Below are 22,982 nucleotides of genomic sequence, written 5' to 3'. Positions count from 1 at the left end.
ATGTTCGAGATTCAGCCGATGGACCCCGCTACCTTTCGTCAGCAGACCCGCCGCAGCACGATCATCATCGCCGTGCTGTTTCTGCTGCTGGCCATGCTGTTTTCGTCTGTCGCGGTGGCGGTATTTGGCGAGCCCGATGGGGATAATCTGCGATTCAACGTGGGCGGGGTATTTGTGGCGTTTCTGCTGACGGCGGCGCTGTTGCGCGGACGTTTCTGGCATCAGACCTGGATGGCCCCGGCGGTGTACAGCTGGCGCCTCAAGCGCAATCTGATGAGCATCACCAATATGATGCATCAGGTAACAGCGGCGGCGCAGAACAACGATCCGACGGCGATGAAGGTGTTGCGTTTCTACCACTTGGGACTGCTGCAGATGCATGAGCTGGACGGCAACTCCAGCGATCATGGACAACTGCGTGGCGAAGTCGCACAGCACAAGGCGCGGATGCAGGCGCTGGGCCTTGATCCTGACCAGCCACGCTTCGATCCGCAGTGGCTGGAAACGTTGAAACCGGCCTCGCGTTAAAACGGAATGCGCCGGGCGCGGCGCAGTTTCCACGAACGCAGCAGTCGTGCGTACACCAACAGGTTGACCGCCAGCACCACGCTGCCAAGTGCCAGTTGAATCTGCGGCGTCAGACCGGCCGGGTAGATGATCGGCCAGATGTAATGCTCAATGAAGCCGCCGGCGTATTCGGTCTGCCCGGCCGCGTGGCGCATGAGGTTTTCCCAGTAGGTCAACGGACAGGTCAGGTGCAACACCTCGACCGCTACGCCCCAGGCAGCCGCCGGCAGGTGCAGCCACATCAACCGTGGCCAGCGCAGCACCAGCAGCCCGCCGAACAGTACGAACAAGATGAAACACAAGTGAAACAGCACCAGCCCGTCGGCGGCGATTCGGTACAGCATGGCGTCTTCCTGACGTAAGGGGAGATGGCGCTATGGTACGCCGCGCGGGACAAAATGCGTTGGTGAATCTGGGCGCGCAAAAGTGTTCTACCCTTTAACGATCATCAACTGTTCTGAGGTGAGGTGCACATGGCAACTGAGCAAACGCGCGCGGAAGATGATGAGCCAACGGAAGAAGAAATCGAGCAGCAGAAGAGGCAGGAAAAAACCTGGAAGCATGATGACAGCCGCGAGCTGTCGGACCGCGATCAGGAGCGTCCTCTGAAACCTTGAACAGCGCATACGAAGAGCCCCGCATCAGCGGGGCTCTTCGCGTTTCAGAAGTCTTCCAGCTGCGTGAAATCCGGGTAGGTCGCTCGATACCCCAACGTTCGATCGATCCACGCATTGAGCTCATTGACCATCACCGGCGGATGGCCGGGATAACCCTCGAGGGTGCTGCGCAGGGTGCGTTCGATATCGGGCACGCTGTGCAGGTTTCGGGTCTTGATGTAATGGCCGATAAAACAGTCGAGTTCCAGGCGTTCTGTCTTGGACAGATGGACACACTTCAGGCCGCTGACCTGTTTGATTGCAAAATCGTCGCTCACTTATTTCTCTGCAAGGCTTGAAAGTTGTTGATGGATTCCTGATTTCTTTGACTCTTTGGTCAACTGGTATACCAATCGGAAAGGCGGCGCGCATGCTATCCGCAGCGCGGGGAAATGTATGCATGACTGTCGAAATGTCTGACAGGCGGTTGATTCGCTCAAACGGCTGTTTTACGGAGGTTGTATCGCGGTTGAAACACTTTTTGTAACGCGCGGGATTCAGTGACGGGCTCGCTTGATTAACGCAGCAGTGAAGTAATTATTTAGTCGACTCGTTCTATCAATTGCGCACCTTGATTACGCGTATTACCGACCGCTTTGCCGACCTTGTACCATTCGAAGGCATCACTGAGCTCGCCTTCAAACAGCAGCATCTGCTCGGCGCGCTCCACTGGCGTAGCCGGATCAAGCCATTCCCGAGCCCGCGTCGAATCGAAGACCACCGGGCGGCGATCGTGAATATCGAGGAGGCCGCCCAGGCTGTCAGCGGTGATGATGACGAACCCGTCGTCCTCCCTCGGCGCAACCCCCGGTGCCGGAAACTGGCCGATACCAGCACAGAAAACCGGAGCCTGATCCGCCCGACGAATCAACCAGGGCTGGCGGGATTTTTCCCCGGTATCAACCCATTCAAACCAGTTGTCGACCGGCACAATCAGCCGCTGCCGCCAGATCGCCCGGAAGAACGCGCCGTGGGCGACTTTTTCCACCCGTGCGTTGATGGGCGCGGCACGATCCTTGGCCCAATGCGGCCGCCAGCCCCAGCGCAGATTGTCGGCATGAATAGCCTGTTCGTGCTGATGCAGAACCGCCAGCGCAGTGGTGGGCGCTGCGTTGTAGCGATTGAGCTGCGCATCGCCAACGTGATTGATCAACGCATCGGGGATGCTGAGCACCGCGACGAAATCGTGAATCCCACGGTACTGCGTGAGTCTTCCGCACATGGCTGAAATCTCCTTGAGGAAATTTGAGTCTAGTCGGACATGCCGACGTGCCTGGCCGATGACGCACTGGAACCAGCACCGGAACCAAACCCTGTGTACCTTATCCAACCTGCGCTCGCGGATAGCCGCGCAGGGATGGACAAAGGCGAGGGAGGTTTGCCATTCGACAACACCACGGCCGCGGCCTCGGGGCAAGACATGACATCCGGATGCAAACTTCTTTGTGTTGCGCTCATCGCGCTCGGTCTGGCCGGTTGCATCGCCGCGCCGATTGAAATGACCACGCAAACCGAAACGCGCCTGAAGGCACAGGCCCCCGTACGTTTTCTGCTGACGTTTGACGATGGCCCCAGCGCTTCAGGATGGTGGAATCCCACGGCGACGGTGCTCGACAGCCTCAAAAGCAATCCGCTGCAGGCAGACATCAAAGCCGTGTTTTTCGTGCAGACCCGAGCACCCAGGGCAGGCGACAGCGAGATCGGTCGCAGCCTGATGCGTCGTGAACACGCCGAGGGGCATATTCTCGCCTTTCACACCGCAACCCACTGGCACACCAACCATCGCTCGCTCGATCCGCAAGAGCTGGAGCAATCGCTGACCGATGGCAGCGCTGACATTGCCGCCATCACCGGAGCGCCGCCCAAGCTGTTGCGCCCACCGTTCTGGAACTACGACAAGCGCACATTTGCGGCCTATCAAAAACACGGCTTGCACGTCTTGCTCACGGACCTGAGTGCCAACGACGGCAAGATCTGGGGCTTCAACGCCAGCCCTCGGCGTCGGGCGAACATGCTGCGGCAGTTATCGGAAGTGCGCGAGCGCATCGCGGTGGGTCAATTGCCGACCGTGGATGGCGTGATTCCGGTCGTGGTGACGTTCCATGATCTCAATCGCTACACCGCGCGCCACACTCGCGAATATCTGCAGATTCTGCTCGATAGCGCGGCGGCGACCGGGGTCAGACTGGCGGACAAGCCGTTCTACGACAATCAGGCCGCAATGGAAAAAGCCGCGTTGGCGCGTACGGTTCAGCAAAGCGCTGAGCCGGTGAATCTGCCCGGTATGTGGAACTGGATCTGGGATCATGATGCGCATTGAATGACGTGAGTGAGTTGTGATCGGCTTGGCATTCCCGAGCGGGCAATTAACAGACCGTGGGTCTATGATCGATGGATCGATTCTCCGCCTGCGAGGCGCCCGCCCATGCTTGCCATTGCCGATATTTGCCGGATCGTCGAGTCAGGCTTCCCCACGTTCAAGTGTGATTGCACACCGACCGGACAAGGTCTGTTGCGGATCAAGGTGTATGAGCCGGGCAGTGGGCGTGTCGAGTTGTTGCTTGACGGCGTTTCTCCCGAACATCTGGTGACGATTCGCGATATTTCCAATTTCATCGGTGAGTTGCGCACGGAAATCAGCGCCGGTCGCCGGGCGTTCGCCGGCTGATCGTTATAAACGCCGTTGAAAGGCCTGCACGATGCGCCGTGTCGCGTCATTGGTTTCAAGATTGTGCACGGCATCAAGTGGATGCCAGATGCAATCGACGATTTCGTTCTGAGGGCGCACATCGTCGATATTGATCACCGAAGCCTCATAAACATGATGTCGCGTACTGCCTGCCTGCAGATCCATCAAGTACAGGACTTCATCAGCATTGAGCCCGGTTTCCTCCTGCAACTCGCGCACGGCTGCCGCCGCACGGGTTTCCCCGGGTTCGACCTTGCCGCCGGGCAATGACCAGTGATGGCGGGGTTTGCGGACCAGGAGGATATGGCGATCCTGTTCGCAAATGACGGTGGCGCGTACTTTCATGATTGCCCTGTTGATGCTTGTCATAAATCGGTAATCAAACTGCAATATTCGAGCCGCAGGCGGTTTTAAAGGTTCCTTCTTGATTCGGAGCCATTTACATAGCAAAAAGTGCCAGTGAATTGACAGGTGCCAGGGTGAATCCGGTTCACACCGCAGCGGGGAGCGGGTGTAAGGTAAGCCCGTACACCGAAAACACTGTTGGCAAAAGGGAGGTGCTTATGAGCATTCCAATGCTGAACAAGCTGCACATGAATGGTTACGATGTGCTCAGTGTGAACAGCGGCCCGTGGCGGGTCTGCACCCAGGGCGACCGGTTGGCGTCATTCACCAGCAGGGAGGAAGCGATGGCCTATGCGGCGGCGCTTCCTGGTTACAAGCAACGCCCCAAACGGGTGCAAAGCCAGAACGTCAGTTGATGCGTTATAACGAAAGAGCCCCGGTTTCGACCGGGGCTTCTTATTTGTGGCTTTGGATCGCTTGTCAGTGCACCTTGATTCGGCTGATGGTCCGGGCTTTTACCTCCTTGGCATAGATCTGCAATCTCTCTTCGTCGCTTTGCAGGATTTCGCACGACCGCAACACGGTCTGGGCGTCTGCCTCGTTGCCGGATTTACGCAGTTGTTCAGCGATGCGCTTGAGATCGACCGCCGACCATCTCAGGTCCGACGCCACGCTTTGCAAATCCCGTTGAAGTTCGTGTTCGTATTCATTGAGCCGCATGATCACCTCCTGAACGTTCTCGGTAGAAAAGAGTAGTCGCATTTTCCCGGATGCGGCCAAGTCATCTGACGCCCGGCTGAACCGATGTGAAAAATTGTCCAAACGCCGGTAACGGCGGGTTGCCACGATGGATGTGCAAGCGGTTAAACGGTACATTCAGCTTTTTTCCGCACAGGTAAACAACATGCGCGTATGGATCGGCAGTCTGGCACTTGCTCTGTTGACGGGGTGCTCGTTACCGGCGTCGCTGGTGCCGGGCGAGCCAAACCTCAGCAAGGCCAGTGACAAGCCACCCAAGGAATATGCTGCGTGTTTGTTACCGTTGTGGCAGAAGGATGTTGCCAGGACCTCGCAGACGTCGATTTCCAACGGCTACCGGATTACCGCGCCGAGCATTATCACGGCGGATGAGATTCTCGATATCGTCAAATACAAGGACGGCAGCAAGGTGTCCCTCTACCAGGGGCCGCCGTGGGCCAAGTCCGGGTCGCTGCGCCAATCGGTGCGTGATTGCCTGTAACCGGGCGTCCGGATCTCAAAAAAGGCAGACACCGAAGTTCGGTGTCTGCCTTTTTTCATCGGATGGAGACTCCAGCCAAACGCTCGCAATGAGCTGTGACAGTTGCCCGCGAGGCGCAGCAGGATCCTTGACTAGGCTTTGAATGTCGGCCCGTGACGGGTTCGGCATGACTGAAAGGAGCCTCGGATCATGGATGATCTGGTCAAGGACATCATTCCGCTGTTGCAGTATCTAATCCCAGGTTTTCTATCGACCTGGATCTTCTATTCACTTACGGCATTCAAGCGACCGGATACGTTCGGCCAGATCGTGCAGGCGCTGATATTTACTTTTGTGATTCAGGGCGCGGTGTTGGCGGTGGGCAACCTCTGTTTGTGGATTGGCTCGAAGGGTTTTTCATTAGGAAACTGGGATGATCGGGCGCAAACGCTCTGGGCATTTATGTTTTCGCTGATGCTGGGATTGTTTGCCTGTTACCTGGCAACGAGTGACAAATTGCACGGCTGGTTACGTAAGCGAAACGTCACGAAACAATCTTCTTTCCCCAGTGAATGGTTCTGCGCCTTCGCCCAATTCGACCGGTTCATAACCCTGCATTTACATGACGAGAGGCGCGTGTTTGGCTGGCCTGTCGAGTGGCCGTCCGAATCCAGTTGCGGCCAGTTCGTGATGCAGAATCCACGTTGGGTCAATGACGATGGCAAGTCGACTCCTTTTGGTGCCGAAATTTTGCTGATAGATTCCGCGCAAGTTAAGTGGGTTGAATTCAGCCCGGTATCAGAGGGTTCATCATGACGACTGCAAGAGCACCGCGACCAATGCCAAAGCAATACGAACGCCTGTTCACAGGGCCTGACGGCAAGCCGCTGGAGGAGCCGTTGATCAAAGCCCCGAGCGCTCCGCCTCCGCTCAAATACAGGTTGCCACAATAATTTTCAGCCCCAACCCTGCACCACCGCCCGGCGAATCGCCTCCAGCAACATCGCGAACGCCGGGTTGTCATTGTTCTCCCGCCAGATCAGATGCAGTTCGCTTTGCACCCCTTCGCCCAGATCGATCTCGCGAAACACCACATTCCTGAACACCACGCTGGTAGCGCAACGCGGTACCAGCGCCAGACCCATGCCAGCGTTGACCAGCGCCAGAATCGTCAGCGACGAGCCCAGCCACTGCACGTAATCCGGCGCCACCCGCGCTGAGCGTAGCGTGCCGGTCAACAGTTCGTTGAACGGCGGATAGGCTTCATGGGAGTACATCAGGAACGGTTGTTTATCCAGATCGGCGACAGACACTTCAGTCGCGTTTGCCAACTTGTGCCCGCTGGGCACTGCCAGCACAAATGGTTCGCGCACCAGGCATTCGGTGGCATAACCCGGTTCCTGCAATGGCGCTCGGGCGATGCCCAGGTCGATACGGCGAGCTCGCAACGCCTCGTGCTGTTGATAGGTGTTCATCTCTGCCAGATCGATTTTCACCTGGGGCTGTTTAAGTCGCGCTTCGGCGATCACCTTGGGCAGAAACTCATACACCGCGCTGCCGACAAACGCGATGTTTACCGAACCAATATCGCCCTCGGCAAACCGGCGTGCGGTGATCGCTGCTTGCTGGGCGCGCTCCAGCAGATTCTGCGCTTCAACGAAAAATGCCCGGCCTGCCGCCGTCAGCGCAACACTGCGTGTGCTGCGGGTGAACAGCTCGACGCCAAGGTGATGCTCCAGCAACTGGATCTGCCGGCTCAGCGGCGGCTGCGTCATGTTCAGACGCTCGGCGGCGCGGCGGAAGTTGAGTTCGGTGGCGACCGTGGTAAAGCAGCGCAGTTGGGTGAGTTCGAACATTGATCTAATCCAGGTATCAATCGAATGCCTGTTTAGATTAGACGGGATCAATGCACGACGTCCATGATCGGCTCATTGCTTCAAGTCATCCCTAAAAAAACAAGATCGGGAGTCGCCCCTTGAAAACCCTCCAGAGTCCGCCGGACATCACGGTGCTCGCCCGCGCCGCCGCCAAGGTCAAACGCCACGTACTGCCGCTGTTCGTGGTGATGTTCATCGTCAACTACATCGACCGGGTCAATATCGGTTTCGTGCGCAGTCATCTGGAGACCGATCTGGGTATTGGCGCAGCGGCTTATGGACTTGGCGCCGGACTGTTTTTCATCGGTTATGCGCTGTTCGAAGTGCCGTCGAACATGCTGTTGCAGCGCTACGGCGCGCGGGTCTGGCTGACGCGGATCATGTTTACCTGGGGCGCTGCGGCCATGGCCATGGCCTTTGTTCAGGGCGAAACCAGTTTCTACGTACTGCGCTTTATTCTTGGCGCGGCTGAGGCCGGGTTCTTCCCGGGAATCATTTACTACTTCACCCAATGGCTGCCGGCGTCCGAGCGCGGCAAAACCATGGCGGTGTTTCTCAGCGGCTCGGCGATTGCCTCGGTCATTTCCGGCCCGGTGTCCGGTGCGCTGTTGCATATCAGCGGATTGGGCATGCACGGCTGGCAGTGGATGTTTCTGATCGAAGGCGCAGCGTCGGTGGTGCTGTGTGCTTTCGTCTGGTTCTGGCTGCAATCGCACCCGCGCCAAGCCAAGTGGCTGAGCGAGGAGGAGCGTGAAGCGCTGGTCGCGGCGATTGCCGAGGAGCAGCGCGCTCGCGAAGCGGTACAAGTCGCCAAGCCGTCGATGTTCAAGCTGTTGGCCGACCGGCAGATCGCGCTGTTCTGCTTCATCTACTTTTCCATTGCCCTGACCATCTACGGCGCAACCTTCTGGCTACCGAGCATGATCAAGAAGATGGGCAACCTCGGTGATTTCCAGGTCGGGCTGCTCAACTCCATTCCGTGGATCATTTCGATTGTCGCCATGTACGGCTTCGCGGCGCTGGCCGGCAAGTGGAAATTCCAGCAGGCCTGGGTCGCGCTGACCCTGGTGATCGCCGCCATCGGCATGTTCATGTCGACCACTGGCGGGCCGGTGTTTGCCTTCGTCGCCATCTGCTTCGCCGCTATCGGTTTCAAAGCAGCGTCGGCGCTGTTCTGGCCGATTCCGCAAAGCTATCTGGACGCGCGCATCGCTGCGGCGGTGATCGCGCTGATCAACTCCATCGGCAACCTTGGCGGCTTCGTCGCGCCGACCGCGTTCGGCATTCTCGAACAAACCACCGGCTCCATCGAGGGCGGCCTCTATGGCCTGGCGGCGACATCGCTGATCGCTGCCGTGGTGATCTTCTTCGCCCGCACGGCGCCTGGCGCCAAAGATAAAACCCCGGCAAAGCCAAGTGACGAAGCCGCCGTTGTGGCGCCGGCTCGTCCGGCTGCGAGCCACTGAATCGATTGTTGATCTGTCAGGAGCGTTATCTTGAAAATCACCCGTGTCAGCGTCACCCCGATTGCCTTTCGCGATCCGCCACTGCTCAACGCCAGCGGCATCCACGAACCCTTTGCTCTGCGCTCGATCATCGAGATTGAAAGTGATAACGGCTACATCGGCCTCGGCGAAAGCTACGGCGATGCCCCGGCGCTGGCGATCCAGCAACAATTGCAGAGCCAGTTGATCGGCCTCGATCCGTTCAACCTCAATCAATTGCGCGCGATCGTGCAGGCCACCGTGGCGGCGAATAAACCCGCCGGCGTCGCTGGTGCCGAACTGGCCCCCGGTTCCCACGCCAGCAAAGCGGTGAGCAATGCCTACTCGGCATTCGAAGTGGCGTTTCTCGATTTGCAGGCGCACTACCTGAACGTGCCGCTGGTGGACCTGCTCGGCGGAGCGATCCGCGATGAAGTGCCGTTCAGCGCCTACCTGTTTTTCAAATACGCCGAACATATCGAGTCCCCCTACAAGCCGGACAACTGGGGCGAAGCCCTGAGCGAGCAACAGATCGTCGCGCAGGCAGCGCGGATGATCGAGGCGTACGGTTTCAAGAGCATCAAGCTCAAGGCCGGCACCTTGCCGCCGGAGCATGAGGTGGCATGCATCAAGGCACTGAAGAAAGCCTTTCCGGGATTTCCGCTTCGCATCGATCCGAACGGCAACTGGTCGCTGGAGACGGCGATTCGCATGGCCGAACTGCTCGGCGATGATCTGCAGTATTACGAAGACCCGACCCCGGGCCTTGATGGCATGGCCGAACTGCACAAGCGCACCGGTCTGCCCTTGGCGACCAATATGGTCGTCACCGATTTCGACGAGTTCCGCCGCAGCGTTGCGCAGAACAGCGTGCAAATCGTCCTCGCCGACCACCATTACTGGGGTGGCCTGCGGGATACGCAGACGCTGGCGAAAATGTGCGATGTGTTTGGCCTCGGCGTGTCGATGCATTCCAACTCGCACCTGGGCATCAGCCTGATGGCCATGGCGCACGTCGCGGCGGCGGTGCCGAATCTGGATTACGCCTGCGACACCCACTACCCGTGGCAGGAGCCGGACGAGGAAGTGATCAAGGGCGGCAAGCTGCCGATTGTCGATGGCTGTGTGAAGATCAGCCGTGCGCCGGGGTTGGGGCTGGAACTGGACCATGAGCAACTGGCCAAGCTGCATGACCAGTACCTGACGTGCGGGATTCGCCAGAGGGATGATGTGCGGCAGATGCAGCGGTACAAGGCGGATTGGCGGGCGGTCAAGCCGAGGTTTTAAGTTCGTTGCGACTGGCTTCTTCGCGAGCAGGCTCGCTCCCACACTTGACATACGTTTCCCTGTGGGAGCGAGCCTGCTCGCGAATGGCCGCGACTCGATCCTTCAGAGGGTATCAATCAGCCAATCCCTGAACGCCTTCAACGAAGGCAAATTCTCATTACGCGGCGGGTACACCAGGTAATAGCTGCGTCGGCTGGTAATCGGCTCGCCCAGTTGCAGCAATTCGCCCTTGAGCAATTCGTCTTCGACCAGAATTCGCGGCACCAGGCCAACACCGATATTGGCGCGTACCGCCTGGATCAAGTGCGAGGTCATTTCAAAGCTCGGTCCGATCCGCATGCTGCGATGCGGCAGTTGATGATGGCTGAACCATTCCGCCCATGCCTGGGCATTGCTGCTGACGTTGAGCAATAACTGCCCGGCAATGTGCTGCTCAGCTTCGTCGCGTTCAGGTGCCGACAACTGCGCGCTGGCAATGGCCACCAATTCTTCGGTGTGCAGGGGCAGGGCGGTCAGGCCTGGCCATTCTCCGCCGCCGACGCAGATGGCGGCGTCGATTTCGCTGGTATCGAAGTCGATGGTTTCGATCCGCGAGTGCAGGTGCACGGTCATGCCCGGGTGCGCCGTGTAGAAATCCTTAAGCCGTGGAAGCAGCCATTTCGAGCCGAAGGTCGGCAGCGTCGCCAGGCGCAGGCTGTGGATGCCCGAACCAAACGCCATTGCCTGCAAGGTTGCGCTGCGAATCTGCCCGAGGGCTTCGCTGAGTTCGCGCTGATACATGCGCCCGACATCCGTCAGCACCACCTGCCGGCCTTCGCGGCTGAACAAGCGCATGCCGAGCATCTTCTCGAGAATCTGTACCTGGCGGCTGACCGCGCTCTGCGTCAGTGACAGTTCATGGGCGGCGCGGGTGTAGCTCTCGTGTCGAGCGGCGGCCTCGAAAGCCAGCAGCAGCGACATGGACGGTGTGAGGGTGCGCGGATTCATTCGTAAAACTCATCGATAGCGGGTCGAAATTACGCTTGTTCCATGGCTGGCCAGCAATGAACATGGGCGCAATCAGATGGAGGAGCCTGACGCAATCATTCCTTGCGCACAACTGTTCACCGCCACACAGCCCGATTTGACCGAGATGACCTGACCGATGATTGCCCAGCTGTCGCCTGCCAAAGCCCTGACCGGCGATTACCAACAATTCCTCGCCGCCCTGAAAGACAGCGGCTTTCGCGGTGAAATCAGCGCTGATTACGCCAGCCGGGTGGTGCTCGCGACCGACAACTCGATCTATCAGCGCTTGCCGCAAGCGGCGGTGTTTCCGCTGGATGCGGACGATGTGGCACGTGTCGCACGGCTGATTGCCGAACCGGCGTACGAGAAAGTGGTGATCACCCCGCGTGGCGGTGGCACCGGTACCAATGGCCAATCGCTGACGGACGGCATCGTTGTAGACCTGTCGCGGCACATGAACCGCATTCTGGAAATCAACGTTGAACAGCGCTGGGTGCGGGTGCAGGCCGGGGTGGTCAAGGATCAGCTCAACGCCGCGTTGAAATCCGCCGGGCTGTTCTTCGCCCCGGAACTGTCGACCTCCAATCGCGCCACGGTCGGCGGCATGATCAATACCGACGCCAGTGGCCAAGGCAGTTGCACCTACGGCAAGACCCGCGACCATGTGCTGGAACTGGAGATGATCCTGCGCGGCGGCGAGCGTCTGCACGGTCTGCCGCTGACGGAGGACGAGCTTGAAACGCAGTGCGCCCGCGACGATCGGGTCGGCGAAGTCTATCGTTGTGCGCGGCAGATCATTGATGAACAGGGCGAGCTGATCAAGGCACGCTTCCCCGATCTCAACCGCTGCCTGACCGGTTATGACCTGGCGCACCTGCGTGAGGCCGATCAGCGCTTCAACCTCAACAGCGTGCTGTGTGGCGCGGAGGGCTCGCTGGGCTTCGTCGTCGAAGCGCGGCTCAACGTGCTGCCGATTCCCAAGCACACGATGCTGGTGAATATCCGCTACGCCGGGTTCATGGATGCCTTGCGCGATGCACGGGCGTTGATGGCGCTCAAGCCGTTGTCGATCGAAACCGTCGATTCCAAGGTTTTGCTGCTGGCGATGCAGGACATCGTCTGGCACGGCGTTGCCGAATATTTTCCGGAAAACGCTGAGCGGCCGACTCTGGGTATCAACCTGGTCGAGTTCTGCGGCGACGACCCCGAAGATTTGCAGCGTCGCGTCGAAGCGTTCCTCGAACATCTGCAACGCGACCGCACGGTGGAGCGCCTGGGCCATACGCTGGCGGTTGGTCAGGCAGCGGTGAACAAGGTTTACGGCATGCGCAAACGGGCGGTGGGCCTGCTCGGCAATGTCGTCGGCGAAGCCCGCCCGCAGCCGTTCGTTGAAGACACCGCAGTGCCGCCGCAGCATTTGGCCGAATACATCGCCGAGCTGCGCGACCTGCTCGACAGCCACGGTTTGCATTACGGCATGTTCGGCCATGTCGACGCCGGCGTACTGCACGTGCGGCCGATTCTCGACATGAAAGACCCGCAGCAAGCGGCGCTGGTACGTCCGGTGTCCGATGGCGTAGCGGCGCTGACCCAGCGCTACGGCGGTCTGCTCTGGGGCGAGCATGGCAAGGGCCTGCGTTCGGAATACGCGCCGGCATTCTTCGGCGAGTTGTACCCGGCGCTGCAAGCCTTGAAAGCGGCGTTCGACCCATTCAACCAGTTCAATCCGGGCAAAATCGCCACGCCGGCCAACAGCGGCGCAGCACTGCTGAAGATCGACGAAGTGACCCTGCGCGGCGAGCTGGATCGACAGATCGACGAGAAAGTCTGGCAAAGCTACGGCGCCGCCATGCACTGCAATGGCAACGGCGCCTGCTACAACTTCGATTCTGATGACGCCATGTGCCCGTCGTGGAAAGCCACCCGCGAACGCGCGCAGTCGCCCAAGGGTCGCGCGTCATTGATTCGCGAATGGCTGCGGTTGCAGGGCGAGGCGGGCGTCGACGTGCTCTCGGATGCGATTCGCAAACCGGCTTTTTTCCGCTCGCTGTGGCAGCGCTGGCGCAACAGCCGCGATCCGTCGGCGGACTTCTCCCATGAAGTGTATGACGCCATGGCCGGTTGCCTGGCCTGCAAATCCTGCGCGGGGCAGTGCCCGGTGAAGGTCAACGTGCCGGAATTCCGCTCGCGTTTTCTCGAGCTGTATCACAGTCGTTATCTGCGGCCGGCACGGGATTACCTGATTGCCTCGCTGGAATACACCATTCCCTATATGGCGCGGATTCCGGCGCTGTACAACGGTGTGATGGGCGCCGGCTGGGTGCGTGGCGCACTGGCGCGGATCGGTGGCATGGTCGATGTGCCGTTGCTCAGCCGCTTCGATTTCCACGCGGCGATGCGCCGTTGGCAGGTGCAGCCAGCAACGGTTGCAACGCTGTCGGCGCTGACCCCAGAGCAACGCGAACGCAGCGTGGTTATCGTGCAGGACGCCTTCACCCGCTACTTCGAAGCGCCGCTGCTGGCTGATCTGGTCGAGCTGATTTCGCGGTTGGGTTATCAGGTGTATCTGGCACCGTTCAGCGCCAATGGCAAACCGCTGCATGTGCAGGGCTTTCTCTCGGCGTTCAATCGCGCGGCGTTGCGTAATGCTGAGCAGTTGCAGGCGCTGGCGCAGACCGGCGTGCCTTTGCTGGGGCTGGATCCGGCGATGACTCTGGTCTATCGCCAGGAATACCTGAAAGTACCGGGCCTGAATGAATGTCCTGAAGTGGCCCTGGTGCAGGAATGGTTGCTCAAGGTCATGCCAGAACGGACGCCTGATGCTCAGCCGAAAGCGTTCCGTCTGCTCGCCCATTGCACGGAGAAAACCAACGCGCCGGCCGCGACCCGCCAGTGGGAACAGGTCTTCGAACGTGCCGGACTGAAGCTGGCCAACCAAGCCACCGGTTGCTGCGGCATGTCCGGTACTTACGGCCACGAAGCACGTAATCGGCAGACCTCGGCAGTCATTTATGAGCAATCGTGGGCGCGTCAGGTGCAGGCTTCGGCGGAGCAGGGCGAGGCGTTGGCGACCGGCTATTCCTGCCGCAGCCAGGTCAAGCGCCAGTCGGATCAGGCGCTGCGCCATCCGTTGCAGGTGCTGCTGGAGACGCTACGTCGCTGACCGTGTCGCTGGTGTCCTTGTCCCAGATCAGGCGCGGGTCGAAACTCATCGCCGCGAGCATGGTGAAGACCACGACCAGGCCGAAGAAGAGGATGCCCGGTCGTGGCTCGATATCGCCCAGCGCCTGGAATTTCACCAGCGCAGCAACCAGCGCGACCACCAGCACATCGAGCATCGACCAGTAACCGATCAGCTCGACGAAGCGATACAGCTTGGAACGCTCCTTGCGCGCCCAGTCGCTGTTGCGCTGCACGGTGACGAGCAGCAAGGTCAGGGCGACGAATTTGATTCCCGGCACCGCGATGCTGGCGATGAAAATGATCAGGGCAATATCCCACGCCCCGGCTTCCCAGAACTCCAGCACGCCACTCATGATCGTGCTGTCGGCGCCGTTGCCGAGCATCACCGTATTCATCACCGGCAGCAGATTGGCGGGAACATAAAACGCCAGCGCGGCGAGCATGTACGCCCAGGTTCGCGTCAGCGAATTGGTCTTGCGCCGGTGCAACGGCGCATCACAGCGCGGGCACTGGTGTGGCTCGTCGGTCATGTCACAGGCCAGGCCACAGCTGTGGCACAGGCACAGGTTGAGTTCGCTGGCGGTCGGTGGACGCTTCATAAAATGTCCCACAGTTCACGAATGTCCCGGCCGGCAATGCGGATCATCATCAGGCTCAGCACCGCCAGGGCGAACAGGCCGATCCCGGGCAGCACATCGAGCAAGCCGGCGAGTTTGAACACCGCGACCATCGCCCCCAGCAGACACACTTCGAGCATGCTCCACGGGCGCAGGGTTTCCAGCCAGCGCATGCACAGGTTGAATCCCGGTGCCCGACGCAGGCCGAGGGCAAAACTCAACACCCAGACCAGCAACACCAGCTGAAATGCCGGGGCGATGATGATCGCAATAGCCGCGACCATTGCAATGAACGTAATCGGCCCCTGACTCAGAGCAAGCACCGAATCCCACAGGGTTGCGCTGTTTTTCATGCCTTTGAGGCTGATGCTCATCACCGGGTAGAAATTGGCAAACAGCCACAGCATCGCCGCCGTGAACGTCAGCGCCAGACGCTGCTCGATGGTCAGGCCGTTGAAGCGCTGCAGCACGCCACCGCAGCGCACGCACAGGGTTTTCTGGTGTTTGCCGAGCACGACTTTCTCGTACACACAATCACAGTGCTCGCAGATGATCAGGTGTTCGGTATTGACCATGGACAGCGCTCAAGGGCGGGGCGGACCTGTTCACTATAGAAGGCTGGCGCTGATGGGCAACTTCGATGCTGGATGTTTGGGTTTTGTTTTTCTGGTGTTATAAGGTAACGCGAAATTTGCGGGCGGCGTTGTGGCTGTCCGGTGGTATTCCTCTGGATTGCGAAAGACCCATGACCCCTGTGCTTCCCCGTTCTGCCCCATTGACGACTGGCCGGCTGCTATCCATTGATGCGCTCAGAGGCCTGGTGATCCTGTTCATGCTGCTCGATCACGTACGTGAAACCTTCCTGTTGCACCGACAGGTCTCCGATCCGATGGACATCGCCAGCACCGAGCCGGCGCTGTTTTTCAGCCGCACTCTGGCGCATCTGTGTGCGCCGGTGTTTGTCTTGCTGACCGGTTTGTCGGCATGGCTCTACGGCGAAAAATACGCCGGCAAAGCCGATGTCAGCGCATTTCTGTTCAAACGCGGATTGTTCCTCGTGGCGCTGGAGTTCACCTTGGTCAACTTCGCCTGGACGTTCCAGTTGCCGCCGAGCGTGATTTACCTGCAAGTGATCTGGGCGATCGGCCTGAGCATGATCGCGCTGGCGCTGCTGGTCTGGTTGCCACGTGCGCTGCTGCTGACGCTGAGCGTGGCGATCATCGCCGGGCACAACTTGCTTGATACGCTGCATTTCCCGGTCGAGTCGGCGCTGCATGTGCCTTGGGCGATTCTGCATGATCGAGGCTGGATCGAGATCAGCGAAACCCTGCGCCTGCGCACCTCGTACCCGCTGCTGCCGTGGATTGGTGTAATCGGCCTGGGCTATGCGCTGGGGCCGTGGTTTGCTCGCGGCATGGACGCGGCGGTGCGTCAGCGTCGTTTGCTGATTGCCGGGGTCGGTGGATTGCTGGGATTTGTGGTGCTGCGCTTGATTAACGGCTACGGCGAAAAACCGTGGGCGATCAGCGATTCGCTGGTGCAGACACTGATGAGCTTTTTCAACATCACCAAATACCCGCCATCGCTGCTGTTCATCGCGCTGACTGTGAGCGTGGGGCTGTTGCTGTTGCTCGCCTTTGAGCGCGTGCAGAGTCGCCGCTGGATTGGCTGGCTGACGGTGTTCGGCTCGGCACCGATGTTTTTCTATCTGCTGCACTTGTATGTGTTGAAGGTGTTGTACCTGATCGGTGTGGCGCTGTTCGGCCTGAATCAGGGCAGCTATTTCGGCTTTTCGACGGTGACGGCGGTGTGGCTGGCGGCGGTGGTTCTTGCCGTGGTGCTGTTCCCGGCGGTGCGCTGGTTCTCTGCATTGAAAGCGCGGCGCCGCGACATCAGCTGGCTGAAATATCTGTAAATTGCGTGGACTTGTGGGAGTGAGCTTGCTCACGAAAGCGGTGAATCAGTCGGTATAAATGCTGGCTGATGCACCGCCATCGCTGGCAAGCCAGCTCCCACAGGGTTCTATGGTGTTTGCTGTATCAGTTTCCACCGCAGTATTTGTGGGAGCTGGCTTGCCAGCGATGGCTCCGGTGGATTCGGCATCTTCATCGCTTGATACACCGCTTTCGCGAGCAGGCTCGCTCCCACAGGTTTTACAGCACCCGGCTTATTTACGATCCAGCCATACGGTCTGCGCATTGCAGAATTCCCGTACGCCAAAGTGCGACAGCTCACGACCGAAGCCGCTTTTTTTCACGCCGCCGAAGGTCACACGCGGATCGCTCGCCGAGTAGCCGTTGATGAACACGCCGCCGGTTTCCAGTTCGCTGGTCAGTTGCTCGGCCAGCGCGACGTTGGCGGTGTAGATCGTGGCAGTCAGGCCGAAATCGCTGTCGTTGGCCAAGGCCACGGCGTGTGCGCAATCGCGGGCGGTGATGATCGAAGCGACCGGGCCAAACAGCTCTTGCTTGAACGAAGTCATGCGGTCGGTCACATCGGCTAGTACGGTCGGTTCGTAGAAGTTGCCGGCGCCCTCGGCTTTTCTGCCGCCGAGCAGCAGCTTCGCGCCTTCCTCCAACGTGTCACGCACTTGCTGATCCAGTTCATCACGCAGATCGAAGCGCGCCATCGGCCCGATATAGGTGTCCGCATTCAGCGGATCGCCCACCTTCAACTGGCGTGTCGCTTCAACGAACTTGCGGGTGAACTCTTCGACAACACCTTCCTCGATGATCAGACGTTTGGCAGCCGCGCAAACCTGGCCGGAGTTCTGATAACGACCGACCACCGCCGCGTGCACCGCCTCATCCAGATCAGCATCGTTGAGCACGATGAACGGATCGGAGCCGCCGAGTTCCAGCACGCATTTCTTCAATGCCGCACCGGCCTGAGCACCGATGGCCATGCCGGCGCGGACGCTGCCAGTCAGGGTCACGGCGGCGATGCGCGAATCGGCAATGGCGCTGGAAACGCCTTCCGGGGTGACGTTGATCACTTCAAACACGCCCTCGGGGAAACCGGCGCGGACGAACGCATCGCGCAGCAGGTAAGCGCTGCCCATCACGTTCGGCGCATGCTTGAGCACGTAAGTGTTGCCAGCGATCAACGTCGGCACCGCGCCGCGCAGCACTTGCCAGATCGGGAAATTCCACGGCATCACCGCCAGAATCGGCCCCAGCGGACGATACTCGATACGCGCTTTGCCGCCTTCAACCTGGGTCGCCTCAGCGTCGAGCATGGCCGGGCCGTGTTCCGCGTACCACTCGCAGAGCTTGGCGCATTTCTCGATTTCGCCACGGGCCTGGGCGATCGGCTTGCCCATTTCCTGGGTGATCATGGTTGCCATCGCTTCTGAGGTTTCACGCAGCGCGCCGGCGAGGGCGGTCAAAAGGCGCGAACGATCCTGCAGCGGCTTGCGCTTCCACTTGCCAAAAGCGAAGGCAGCGCGAGTCAGTGCCGCATCAAGGGCAGCGGCGGATTCGAACGCGTATTGCCCGATCTGCTCGCCGGTGGCGGGGTTGATCGAGATGGCGTGGGTCTGGCTGGAAATCTGGCTCATTGACGTTGTCCTGTAGGTTCGTCGGATGGGCCTAGAGTAGGGTGGCGTTAGTTTTCTGGAAACTGAATAATAGAGATCGTTTCTTTCACGATCGGAGAATGACTGTGGATCTGGTGCAACTGGAAATCTTCAAAGCCGTGGCCGAGCACGGCAGCATCAGCGCCGCCGCCACGCAGATTCATCGCGTGCCGTCGAACCTGACCACGCGGATCAAACAGCTGGAGCAGGACCTCGGCGTTGATCTGTTTATCCGCGAGAAAAGCCGTCTACGCCTGTCGCCAGCCGGGTGGAGTTTTCTCGAATACACGCGGCGTATTCTCGATCTGGTGCAGGAAGCCCGCGCTACGGTCGCGGGGGAGGAACCCCAGGGCGCGTTCCCGTTGGGCTCGCTGGAAAGTACCGCAGCGGTACGTATTCCCGAACTGTTGGCGGCGTACAACCAGCAGCACCCGAAGGTCGACCTTGACCTGTCCACCGGGCCATCGGGGACGATGATCGACGGCGTGCTGTCCGGGCGTCTGGCTGCCGCATTTGTCGACGGCCCGGTGCTGCATCCGGCCCTGGAAGGGGTGCCGGCGTTCGAGGAGGAAATGGTCGTCATCGCGCCGCTCAATCATTCACCGGTCGAACGTGCGGCGGACGTTAACGGCGAGAATATCTACGCCTTCCGCTCCAACTGTTCCTACCGGCATCATTTCGAAAAATGGTTCAGCACTGACGCTGCCGTACCCGGCAAGATCTTCGAAATGGAGTCCTACCACGGCATGCTCGCCTGCGTCAGCGCCGGTGCCGGCCTGGCGCTGATGCCGCGCAAAATGCTGCAGAGCATGCCCGGCAGCGCGACGGTCAGCGTCTGGCCGCTGACGGCGGACTTCCGCTATCTGACCACCTGGCTGGTGTGGCGACGGGGCACCGTGTCGCGCAGTCTGAGCATGTTCGTGCGCTTGCTTGAAGAGCGTGGCGTGGTGCGTGAGCAAGCCTGATCGAGCGTGTCTTTATGGCGTGCCGTTGCGCCCGTACAAACGATAACCGTCGCGCTGATTCAGGCGATCGTAATAGGCGCGCACCGCAGCCAGATTCCCGTGATCGAGCGGCGTTTCGAACCAGCGATTCACTGACAGCCCGATCGGAATGTCCGCCAGGGAAAACTGCTCGCCACTGACGTAAGCGCCAGTCTTCTCCAGTTGGCGATCGAGGATTTGCATGTTGCGCGTCCAGTCCCGGCAGCCGGCGGCCAGGGCATTGCGATCCTGATAGTCCGGCGACTTGCGCACCAGCGCCATCAGCGGATACGACCACGAGCGATTCAGCTCCGAGGCCTGCCAGTCGGTCCACTGATCGACCCGCGCCCGGGCAACAGGCTCAGCGGGATACAAATGCGCGCCGCCGTAACGCGTCGCCAGATAACGAATGATCGTGTTTGATTCCCACAAGGTGAAATCGCCGTCCTGGATCACCGGCACCATGGCGCAGGGATTCAGCGCGAGAAACTCCGGCGTGTTTGGCGACTTGAAACCCGAACCCCAGTCTTCGCGCTCGAACGGGATGTCCAGTTCGGCACAGGTCCACAGCACTTTGCGCACGTTGATCGATGAGGCTTTGCCGAGTAGTCGCAGCATGGGATTTCCTTCTCCGGGTAGTGGACGCAGAAAAATACCATAGCGCAAAACACAAGGCCCGCATTGCGCGGGCCTTGGTTCATCAACATCTGAATACGGCGCGTGCCGGGCGGGATTACCGGTTGAGGAACGCCAGCAGATCCTCATTCAACGCCTGCGCATGGGTTACGGCGAACCCGTGCGGCGCGCCGGCGTAAACCTTCAACTCAGCGCCTTTGATTTGCGCAGCGGCCTGCTTGCCGGTGGTTTCGAACGGCACGATCTGGTCGCCGTCACCATGGATCACCAGGGTCGGCACATCGATCTTGGCCATATCCGGGCGGAAGTCGGTTTCCGAGAACGCGGTCACGCAGTCGACGGTGCCCTTGAGCGACGCCAGCAGCGCGATGTTCAGGGTTTGCGTGAGCACGCCGTCAGAGACTTTCTGGCCCTGATTGGTGCCGTAGAACGGCGCGTTGAAGTCGGCGATGAACTGCGCGCGGTCCTTCAGCAGGCCGGCCTTGATGCCGTCGAACACCGATTTGTCGACGCCGTCGGCGAAGTCGGCTTTCTTGCCGAACAGCGGCGTGACCGCGCCGAGCAATACCAGGCCGGCAACACGCTCGCTGCCGTGGCGGGCGATGTAGCGGCTGACGTCGCCGCCACCCATGGAGAAGCCGACCAGGGTTACGTCGCGCAAGTCCAGATGGTTGATCAAACCGGCGATGTCATCGGCAAAGGTGTCGTAGTCGTAGCCGGTCCACGGCTGCTCCGAGCGACCGAAACCACGGCGGTCGAAGGCGATGGTGCGGTAGCCGCGACTGCTCAGGTACTCCATCTGGTATTCCCACATGTCGGCATCCAGCGGCCAGCCGTGGCTGAACAGCACGGGCTTGCCGCTGCCCCAGTCCTTGTAATAGATCTCGGTGCCGTCTTGGGTCTTGAAGGTGCTCATGCAAACTCCTTGTGATCGTGTGTGGCAAGAATAGATGCCGAATGGGCAACGGCCACTATCCGCGCAAAACGCGCCCGCCACTTGTACGCAGGTGCTGGTTTCACCCATATGAAAGCGCGGCAAATCCCGATGAGCGGAACAAACTTAAGTTTGACGTCAAAATGATGGCCCTCTAATATCGCGCCACTATTTTGATGTCACTTTTTATGTCGAGGGATCGAACATGTTTTCACCCGCCTTCACGGCGCGGTTGTGCCTGGCGCTGCTTTGCCTTTCTCCGCTTGAATCTGCCTGGGCCGCGCCCACTCCTGGTGAAACCGACCTGATCCGCGAACGTCAGAGCCGCTTGCTCGAAGAGCAGCAGCGGCGCCTCGAAGAACTCAAGGATCTGCCCGGCAAAGACGCCAAACCGGCGCAACCGACAACCCCCGTCGATACGCGCTGCTTCACCATCAAGGACATCGAGCTCAAGGGCGCCGACAGCCTCTCGGAGCGTGAGAAGACGCGGCTGCTCAAGCCTTATATCGGCGAATGCCTCGGCGTGCCGCAGCTCAACGAGCTGCTCAAAGTCATCACCGATCACTACATCGAAAAAGGTCTGGTCACCAGTCGTGCGTATCTGCCGCAACAGGATCTGTCCGCCGGACACCTGAAAGTGCTGGTGGTCGAAGGCAAACTCGAAGGCATGAAAGGCGCAGAAAACAGCCGGCTCTCGGATCGCGAACTGGCCATGGCCTTTCCCGGCAAAAGCGGTGAACTGGTCAACCTGCGCGAGATCGAGCAAATGGTCGACCAGCTCAATCGCCTGCCGTCCAACCAGGCCAAAATGGAGCTGGCGCCGGGGCAGAATGTCGGCGGCAGTGAAGTGCGCGTCACCAACACGCCGCAGAAACCTTGGCGCGCCGGCCTGTCGCGCAGCAACGATGGCCAACGCAGCACCGGCGAGCAGCAGTGGGGCACGTCGTTCGACTGGGACAGCCCGCTGGGGCTGGCTGACCAATTGAGCCTGCGCGGCGGCCACGATGCGATGACCGATCACCAGCACACCTCCAACAACGCCATGCTCAATTACAGTCTGCCGTGGGGCTGGTGGACGTTCAGTTACACCTACAGCCAGAGCGAGTACCGCTCGCAGATTGCCGCCAACGGCTACAACTTCAAGCAGACCGGCGACAGCGAAAACCATCAGTTGCGCGCCGAACGCGTGATCCATCGCGACGCGGTCAGCAAGACCTCCCTCAGTGCGGGACTTTCGTACCTGCGCAGCAACAACTTCATCGAAGACAGCAAACTCAAACTGAGCAGCAATCGCATCAGCGAAGCGCAATTCGGCTTCAACCACGGCCGTCGTGTCGGCAGCGCGTTCGTCAACTTCGATGCTGGCGTGCAGGAGGGCATCGGCGCTTTCGATGCGCAGGGCAGTCACGATCCCGGTCCTGGCGAGCCGGACGCACGCTACCGCAAATACACCGCAACCCTGAGCTATTTGCAGCCGTTCAAATTGCTCGGTGAATCCTTCAGCTTCAGCAGCCTGATGACCGGCCAGCGCAGCGAAGATGTGCTGTTCAGCCCACAACGCACGAGCCTCGGCGGCTCGGCGTCGATCCGTGGCTACAAGGATCAATCGCTGTCTGGCGACAGCGGTGGTTACTGGCGCAACGACCTGCGCTGGAGCCGCCCGGTGACTGCCGAATGGCTGCAACCGGTGTTCGCCGAGTACGGCACCAGCCTCGGTTACGACCAAGGCGTAATTCGCGGCGATCGCTACAACGGCGATCAGCACGGACGCATGTCGAGCAACTCGCTGGAGCTGTTCGCACGTGGTCAGCATGTGGCCGCCAGCGTGACTTTCGCGCATTCCCTGGAACGACCGTACGCGCTGACCGAGCGTGAAGCGCCGATCTATTTCCGCCTGGATTTCTTCATTTAATTTTTGCC

General features: G+C 59.9%; 25 protein-coding genes. 13 read left to right on the top strand and 12 right to left on the bottom strand.

What is annotated here, in order from left to right:
• The gene (locus tag AB4N73_RS10450) at positions 1 to 528 is read left to right on the top strand and encodes a DUF3087 domain-containing protein (protein ID WP_460143390.1); all 528 of its coding nucleotides are present in this window, start codon (positions 1 to 3) and stop codon (positions 526 to 528) included.
• On the opposite strand, the gene AB4N73_RS10445 is transcribed toward AB4N73_RS10450, so the two are convergent.
• Positions 525 to 911, bottom strand: a complete 387-nt coding sequence (locus AB4N73_RS10445; RefSeq protein ID WP_041480792.1) for a DUF2784 domain-containing protein — start codon at positions 909 to 911, stop codon at positions 525 to 527. The genes AB4N73_RS10450 and AB4N73_RS10445 overlap by 4 nt on opposite strands.
• Before the next feature lie 129 nt (positions 912 to 1,040).
• Between AB4N73_RS10445 and AB4N73_RS10440 the strand changes: the two genes are divergently transcribed.
• Positions 1,041 to 1,184 carry a hypothetical protein gene (locus AB4N73_RS10440; protein WP_164488351.1) on the top strand — a complete coding sequence of 48 codons (144 nt, stop codon included), beginning with the start codon at positions 1,041 to 1,043 and terminating at the stop codon, positions 1,182 to 1,184.
• Positions 1,185 to 1,228: 44 nt separating this feature from the next.
• On the opposite strand, the gene AB4N73_RS10435 is transcribed toward AB4N73_RS10440, so the two are convergent.
• Complete coding sequence (locus tag AB4N73_RS10435) at positions 1,229 to 1,501, bottom strand: hypothetical protein (protein ID WP_041480791.1); 273 nt, start codon at positions 1,499 to 1,501, stop codon at positions 1,229 to 1,231.
• A 263-nt stretch (positions 1,502 to 1,764) separates the two neighbouring features.
• A complete protein-coding gene (locus AB4N73_RS10430; RefSeq protein WP_150741033.1) occupies positions 1,765 to 2,445 on the bottom strand; it encodes an SOS response-associated peptidase in 681 nt (226 codons plus the stop codon).
• A 198-nt stretch (positions 2,446 to 2,643) separates the two neighbouring features.
• Here AB4N73_RS10430 and AB4N73_RS10425 point away from each other — a divergent pair, with 198 nt between their 5' ends.
• Together AB4N73_RS10425 and AB4N73_RS10420 are read left to right on the top strand one after the other, a co-directional pair.
• Positions 2,644 to 3,543 carry a polysaccharide deacetylase family protein gene (locus AB4N73_RS10425; protein ID WP_460143389.1) on the top strand — a complete coding sequence of 300 codons (900 nt, stop codon included), beginning with the start codon at positions 2,644 to 2,646 and terminating at the stop codon, positions 3,541 to 3,543.
• Positions 3,544 to 3,648: 105 nt separating this feature from the next.
• On the top strand, positions 3,649 to 3,891 hold the full coding sequence (locus tag AB4N73_RS10420) for a DUF1652 domain-containing protein (RefSeq protein ID WP_016775073.1): 243 nt from the start codon (positions 3,649 to 3,651) through the stop codon (positions 3,889 to 3,891).
• Positions 3,892 to 3,894: 3 nt separating this feature from the next.
• On the opposite strand, the gene AB4N73_RS10415 is transcribed toward AB4N73_RS10420, so the two are convergent.
• The gene (locus AB4N73_RS10415) at positions 3,895 to 4,257 is read right to left on the bottom strand and encodes an NUDIX hydrolase (RefSeq protein ID WP_256810114.1); all 363 of its coding nucleotides are present in this window, start codon (positions 4,255 to 4,257) and stop codon (positions 3,895 to 3,897) included.
• A 218-nt stretch (positions 4,258 to 4,475) separates the two neighbouring features.
• Between AB4N73_RS10415 and AB4N73_RS10410 the strand changes: the two genes are divergently transcribed.
• Positions 4,476 to 4,673 (top strand): DUF2188 domain-containing protein, encoded by a 198-nt coding sequence (locus AB4N73_RS10410; RefSeq protein ID WP_252867771.1) that lies wholly within the window; start codon positions 4,476 to 4,478, stop codon positions 4,671 to 4,673.
• 64 nt (positions 4,674 to 4,737) lie between these two features.
• Here the strand turns inward: AB4N73_RS10410 and AB4N73_RS10405 are convergent, their stop codons facing one another.
• Positions 4,738 to 4,977, bottom strand: a complete 240-nt coding sequence (locus AB4N73_RS10405; protein WP_041480783.1) for a hypothetical protein — start codon at positions 4,975 to 4,977, stop codon at positions 4,738 to 4,740.
• A gap of 184 nt (positions 4,978 to 5,161) precedes the next feature.
• On the opposite strand from AB4N73_RS10405, the gene AB4N73_RS10400 reads away from it, so the two are divergent.
• Positions 5,162 to 5,497: a hypothetical protein gene (locus AB4N73_RS10400; protein ID WP_056789890.1), complete on the top strand. Its 336-nt coding sequence runs from the start codon at positions 5,162 to 5,164 to the stop codon at positions 5,495 to 5,497.
• 189 nt (positions 5,498 to 5,686) lie between these two features.
• Entirely contained in the window at positions 5,687 to 6,292 is a 606-nt protein-coding gene (locus AB4N73_RS10395; protein ID WP_236168669.1) for a DUF6338 family protein, read from the top strand.
• 140 nt (positions 6,293 to 6,432) lie between these two features.
• Here the strand turns inward: AB4N73_RS10395 and AB4N73_RS10390 are convergent, their stop codons facing one another.
• The gene (locus tag AB4N73_RS10390) at positions 6,433 to 7,332 is read right to left on the bottom strand and encodes a LysR family transcriptional regulator (RefSeq protein ID WP_056789291.1); all 900 of its coding nucleotides are present in this window, start codon (positions 7,330 to 7,332) and stop codon (positions 6,433 to 6,435) included.
• A 119-nt stretch (positions 7,333 to 7,451) separates the two neighbouring features.
• Here AB4N73_RS10390 and AB4N73_RS10385 point away from each other — a divergent pair, with 119 nt between their 5' ends.
• Positions 7,452 to 8,819: an MFS transporter gene (locus tag AB4N73_RS10385; RefSeq protein WP_041480776.1), complete on the top strand. Its 1,368-nt coding sequence runs from the start codon at positions 7,452 to 7,454 to the stop codon at positions 8,817 to 8,819.
• Positions 8,820 to 8,849: 30 nt separating this feature from the next.
• Positions 8,850 to 10,124, top strand: a complete 1,275-nt coding sequence (locus AB4N73_RS10380) for a glucarate dehydratase family protein (RefSeq protein WP_056789296.1) — start codon at positions 8,850 to 8,852, stop codon at positions 10,122 to 10,124.
• A 102-nt stretch (positions 10,125 to 10,226) separates the two neighbouring features.
• Here AB4N73_RS10380 and AB4N73_RS10375 read toward each other — a convergent pair whose 3' ends face one another.
• Complete coding sequence (locus AB4N73_RS10375; protein WP_041480772.1) at positions 10,227 to 11,111, bottom strand: LysR substrate-binding domain-containing protein; 885 nt, start codon at positions 11,109 to 11,111, stop codon at positions 10,227 to 10,229.
• 157 nt (positions 11,112 to 11,268) lie between these two features.
• Between AB4N73_RS10375 and ydiJ the strand changes: the two genes are divergently transcribed.
• Positions 11,269 to 14,295 carry a D-2-hydroxyglutarate dehydrogenase YdiJ gene (ydiJ, locus tag AB4N73_RS10370; protein ID WP_460143388.1) on the top strand — a complete coding sequence of 1,009 codons (3,027 nt, stop codon included), beginning with the start codon at positions 11,269 to 11,271 and terminating at the stop codon, positions 14,293 to 14,295.
• Here the strand turns inward: ydiJ and AB4N73_RS10365 are convergent.
• Both AB4N73_RS10365 and AB4N73_RS10360 read right to left on the bottom strand, forming a co-directional pair.
• The gene (locus AB4N73_RS10365; RefSeq protein ID WP_460143387.1) at positions 14,228 to 14,914 is read right to left on the bottom strand and encodes a paraquat-inducible protein A; all 687 of its coding nucleotides are present in this window, start codon (positions 14,912 to 14,914) and stop codon (positions 14,228 to 14,230) included. The two genes, ydiJ and AB4N73_RS10365, sit on opposite strands and share 68 nt — an antisense overlap.
• The gene (locus AB4N73_RS10360; protein ID WP_122698064.1) at positions 14,911 to 15,507 is read right to left on the bottom strand and encodes a paraquat-inducible protein A; all 597 of its coding nucleotides are present in this window, start codon (positions 15,505 to 15,507) and stop codon (positions 14,911 to 14,913) included. The genes AB4N73_RS10365 and AB4N73_RS10360 overlap by 4 nt, the downstream gene beginning before the upstream one ends.
• A gap of 170 nt (positions 15,508 to 15,677) precedes the next feature.
• Here AB4N73_RS10360 and AB4N73_RS10355 point away from each other — a divergent pair, with 170 nt between their 5' ends.
• Entirely contained in the window at positions 15,678 to 16,847 is a 1,170-nt protein-coding gene (locus AB4N73_RS10355) for a DUF1624 domain-containing protein (protein WP_252876465.1), read from the top strand.
• 252 nt (positions 16,848 to 17,099) lie between these two features.
• Here AB4N73_RS10355 and AB4N73_RS10350 read toward each other — a convergent pair whose 3' ends face one another.
• Positions 17,100 to 18,491, bottom strand: coding sequence for an aldehyde dehydrogenase family protein (locus AB4N73_RS10350; protein WP_236168674.1), 1,392 nt, complete (start codon positions 18,489 to 18,491; stop codon positions 17,100 to 17,102).
• A gap of 104 nt (positions 18,492 to 18,595) precedes the next feature.
• On the opposite strand from AB4N73_RS10350, the gene ptrR reads away from it, so the two are divergent.
• On the top strand, positions 18,596 to 19,474 hold the full coding sequence (gene ptrR, locus AB4N73_RS10345; RefSeq protein ID WP_110645669.1) for a putrescine utilization regulator PtrR: 879 nt from the start codon (positions 18,596 to 18,598) through the stop codon (positions 19,472 to 19,474).
• 12 nt (positions 19,475 to 19,486) lie between these two features.
• On the opposite strand, the gene AB4N73_RS10340 is transcribed toward ptrR, so the two are convergent.
• Complete coding sequence (locus tag AB4N73_RS10340) at positions 19,487 to 20,110, bottom strand: glutathione S-transferase family protein (RefSeq protein WP_305380948.1); 624 nt, start codon at positions 20,108 to 20,110, stop codon at positions 19,487 to 19,489.
• Between the two features lie 115 nt (positions 20,111 to 20,225).
• Positions 20,226 to 21,044, bottom strand: a complete 819-nt coding sequence (locus tag AB4N73_RS10335; protein WP_150741022.1) for an alpha/beta fold hydrolase — start codon at positions 21,042 to 21,044, stop codon at positions 20,226 to 20,228.
• Positions 21,045 to 21,267: 223 nt separating this feature from the next.
• On the opposite strand from AB4N73_RS10335, the gene AB4N73_RS10330 reads away from it, so the two are divergent.
• A complete protein-coding gene (locus AB4N73_RS10330) occupies positions 21,268 to 22,974 on the top strand; it encodes a ShlB/FhaC/HecB family hemolysin secretion/activation protein (RefSeq protein WP_460143386.1) in 1,707 nt (568 codons plus the stop codon).
• Positions 22,975 to 22,982 lie beyond the last annotated feature (8 nt).

The organism is Pseudomonas sp. S3_B08, from assembly GCF_054667725.1.
Note: the sequence above shows the minus strand (reverse complement) of the source record. Positions and strands in the feature narration are given on the sequence as shown.